General features: G+C 34.0%; 1 protein-coding gene. It reads left to right on the top strand.

Annotation, left to right across the window (positions count from 1 at the left end; all coding sequences use genetic code 11):
• On the top strand, positions 1 to 623 hold a 623-nt coding region (gene selD / locus GQX97_RS13685), incomplete at its 5' end, for a selenide, water dikinase SelD (protein WP_157152319.1).
• Positions 624 to 656 lie beyond the last annotated feature (33 nt).

The raw sequence follows: 656 nt of genomic DNA, 5'->3' as shown, positions 1-656 counted from the left end.
ATACAGCAATTAAATATGGTATGGCTGTTATTGGTTTTGCTAATCCTAATAATATTACTACAAACTCTGCTGCTAAAGACGGAGATATTATAATACTTACAAAGCCTCTTGGTACAGGTGCTTGTTTAGCTGCTATGAGGCAGGGRTTAATAAAAGAAAGTGCTATTACAGATGTATTTAATGCTATGAGTACTTTAAATAAAAAAGCTTGTGCTRTAATGAATAAATATAATGCAAAATGTGCTACAGATGTAACAGGTTTCGGWCTTGCTGGKCATGCTTATAAGATGGCTAAGGCTAGTGATGTAACTATAGAGATAAATACATCAGCATTGCCTATGTTTGAGAAGAGYTATGAGGTATTGGATATGGGMTGTATACCTGGRGCTGCTTTTACAAATATGCGTTATGTKGGKGARAATATTTTAGTTGATGAGAATGTGGATTATAGTTTAAAGATGCTTACTTTTGACCCTCAGACTGCKGGCGGATTATTTATATGTGTAGATAAGGCTAATGCTGAGAATATGCTTGCTGATTTATGGCGTGAGGGCATWGAYTGTGCGGCTATTGTTGGAAGGGTAACTAAAAAGAATAGAGAATATATACACCTTACTAAATAATAAATTAATATTRAWAAGTTTTAGCTTTATGAT

The organism is Brachyspira sp. SAP_772 (genome assembly GCF_009755885.1).
In the GTDB taxonomy this organism is placed as follows: Bacteria; Spirochaetota; Brachyspiria; order Brachyspirales; family Brachyspiraceae; genus Brachyspira.
Note: the sequence above shows the minus strand (reverse complement) of the source record. Positions and strands in the feature narration are given on the sequence as shown.